The organism is Streptomyces sp. WAC06614, assembly GCF_003949795.1.
Taxonomy (GTDB): Bacteria; Actinomycetota; Actinomycetes; order Streptomycetales; family Streptomycetaceae; genus Streptomyces.
This window is the reverse complement of sequence record NZ_RPRY01000530.1, coordinates 1-3017: the sequence shown is the minus strand read 5'-3', so window position 1 is coordinate 3017 and position 3017 is coordinate 1. Positions and strand designations below refer to the sequence as shown.

The window sequence follows — 3017 nt, the reverse complement described above, 5'->3', positions numbered from 1 at the left end:
AGGGGTTCGTCCCGGCGGGGGGCCTTTCGCCCCGGCCGCCTCGGCGACAACACCAGTTAGCCAGCCCCCGGACCGCCTGGCAACGCCCCCCACCTACTAGCGGCCGTAGCAGCAGCGGGCGGCGGGGACCACGGAACCGCCGAGCGGGCCGTCCCAGGATGGGGCGGAGGTCTACTAGGCGGGGCCGAATGTGACGTGGGTCCTGTGGGGCGCCTCACCGGCACCGGGCCGGAATGTCGCTCTCTGTGAGGACTTGTACCTGTTTATCGGGTGTGGTGGGGGCCACTTCGCCCCCTGAATCGAAGGCCACCGGCGCGTCGAACGCCGCTTTCCTGGTCGCCCGGCGCAGCGCCTTGAGCACCGTGCCGCCCAGGGTCAGCGTCAGGACGACGGTCAGGACCGCCCGCCCGAGGTCCCAGCCCAGGGAGGTGGCCGCGCAGTACGCGACGAACCGGGCCAGGTTCGCGGGCAGCGGGTCGCCCGGGTGGAAGGAGATGCCCTGCCCCATGCCCTGCAGGAGCACCCAGCCCTGGAGGTTCATGACCGTGCCGTACGCGAACGAGCCCGCACAGCCGTACGCCGCCAGCATGGCCAGTTCGGCCCGGCCGCGGATCCTCTCCGGCCCGGGCAGCAGCCCCGCGCCCAGCGAGAACCAGCCCAGCGCCAGCATCTGGAACGGCATCCAGGGCCCGACCCCGCCCGTGAGCAGCGCGGAGGCGAACATCGTGACGGCGCCGAGGACGAAGCCGAAGCCGGGGCCGAGGACCCGGCCGCTGAGCACCATGAGGAAGAACATGGGTTCCAGGCCGGCCGTGCCGGCGCCGAGGGGCCGCAGGGCGGCCCCGACGGCGGCGAGCACGCCCAGCATGGCCACCGCCTTGGCGTCCATGCCGTGGTCGGCCAGGGTCGCGACGACCACGGCCACCAGGAGCGGGAGCAGGGCGGCGAACAGCCAGGGCGCGTCCTGGGCGTGCGCGAGCCCGGACTGCGCGTCGGCGAGCAGGGGCCAGCCGAAGGCGGCGATCCCGACGAGGGTGACCAGCACCAGGGCGGCGGCGCCGCGGGGGCCGATCCGGACGGGCCGGCTCATGGGCGGCTCCCGGGACGGTGGGCCCGGTCGGGGCCGCTGCGGTAGGTACGGCCCGGCCGGAGGGGGGAGGGCCGCGGGCTCCGCCCGTCTTCCCCCGGCGCCTCGTCCTGCGCGGACGGCGCGTCCGCCGCGAGTGCCTCGTCCGCGGCGGGTGCCGGGCCGTTGCCCGTCAGGGCCTGGGCGACCTGGGTGACCGTGAGCCACGGGTCCGGGGCCAGGACCTTGGCCACCTGGGGGGCGAAGGCGGGGGAGGAGACGACCACCTCGGCCGTGGGGCCGTCGGCGACGATCTCGCCGCCCGCCAGGATCACCACCCGGTGCGCCAGCTCGGCGGCGAGCTCGACGTCGTGCGTGGCCAGCACCACGGCGTGCCCGGCGGCCGCCAGGTCCCGCAGGATCTCGATCAGCCGGGCCTTGGCGGCGTAGTCCAGACCCCGGGTCGGTTCGTCGAGCAGGAGCAGCCCGGGCCGGCCGGTCAGCACCAGGGCGAGGGCGAGCGCGAGGCGCTGGCCCTCGGACAGGTCACGCGGATGCGTGTCGTCCGGTACGTCGGGCAGCAGGGCGCGGACCAGGGCCCGGCAGGTGCCGGCCTCGGCCCCGGCGTCGTGGTCGGCCGCCGCGCACTCGGCGGCGACCGTGTCGGCGTACAGCAGGTCGCGGGGCTCCTGCGGGACCAGGCCCACCCGGCGGACCATCTCGGCGGGCCGGGTGCGGTGCGGGACCCGGCCGTCGACCGTGACGGAGCCGGTGGCCGGCTCCAGCATGCCGGTCAGGGCCGCGAGCAGGGTGGACTTGCCGGCGCCGTTGCGGCCCATCAGGGCCACGGTCTCGCCGGGCCGGACCTCCAGGTCGACCCCGCGGAGGACCTCGGCCCGGTCACGGCGCACGCCGAGGCCGACGGCCCGGGCGTACGGGGCCGGGGCCGCCGCCCCTGCCCGGGGGCCGGGCGCGGTCGGGGCCGCGGGGACGGCCGGGGCCAGGCGGGTGCGCAGGGGTGCGGCACGGCGGCGGGCGTCGCGCACCGACAGCGGCAACGGGGACCAGCCGGCCAGCCGGCCCAGGGACACCACGGGCGGGTGGACCGGGGAGACGGCCATGATCTCGGCCGGGGTGCCCAGGACCGGGGCCGCGCCCGGGGAGGGCAGCAGCAGGACCCGGTCGGCGTACTGGACCACCCGCTCCAGCCGGTGTTCGGCCATCAGCACGGTGGTGCCCAGGTCGTGGACGAGGCGCTGGAGGACCGCCAGGACCTCCTCGGCCGCGGCCGGGTCCAGGGCGGACGTCGGCTCGTCCAGGACCAGCACCTTGGGGTGCGTGGTCAGCACGGAGCCGATCGCGACGCGCTGCTGCTGGCCGCCGGAGAGGCTGGTCAGCGGGCGGTCCCGCAGGTCGTTCAGGCCCAGCAGGTCCAAGGTCTCCTCGACCCGGCGGCGCATCACCGCGGGCGGCAGGCCCAGGGACTCCATGCCGTAGGCGAGCTCGTCCTCCACGCAGTCCGTGACGAAGTGGGCCAGCGGGTCCTGGCCGACCGTGCCGACGACGTCGGCCAGCTCGCGCGGCGGATGCGTACGGGTGTCCCGGCCGGCGACGGTGACCCGGCCGTGCAGGGTGCCGCCCGTGAAGTGCGGGACCAGGCCGGACACGGTGCCCAGGAGGGTCGACTTGCCGGCTCCCGACGGGCCGACGAGGAGGGTGAGCTCGCCCTCGGGAACGGTCAGGTCCACCCCGCGCAGGCCGGGCTCCGGCGCGCCGTCGTAGGTCACGGCCACCTGCTCGAACCGGATCACGTACGGCCTCCCTGGGACGAGGACGAGGAAGAGGAGGAAGAGGAGGAAGACGGGGAGGAGGACGCCGGGACGGGGGCCACGAGTGCCGGGAGGAGACCGAGCAGGATCGCGGCGGCCGGCCACAGCGGGAGGGCGGGGGC

At 76.4% G+C, this 3017-nt stretch carries 2 protein-coding genes; both read right to left on the bottom strand.

From position 1 onward, the window contains the following. Positions 1–214: 214 nt before the first annotated feature. A complete protein-coding gene (locus tag EF918_RS34250) occupies positions 215–1090 on the bottom strand; it encodes an ECF transporter S component (protein WP_125652773.1) in 876 nt (291 codons plus the stop codon). Next, positions 1087–2877: an ABC transporter ATP-binding protein gene (locus EF918_RS34245; protein WP_125652772.1), complete on the bottom strand. Its 1791-nt coding sequence runs from the start codon at positions 2875–2877 to the stop codon at positions 1087–1089. Before EF918_RS34245 ends, EF918_RS34250 begins: the two co-directional genes overlap by 4 nt. Positions 2878–3017: the final 140 nt, after the last annotated feature.

Coding starts and splice junctions, on each gene's coding strand:
- EF918_RS34250 (WP_125652773.1), bottom strand. CDS start 1,090: ATGAGCCGGCCCGTCCGGATCGGCCCCCGCGGCGCCGCCGCCCTGGTG.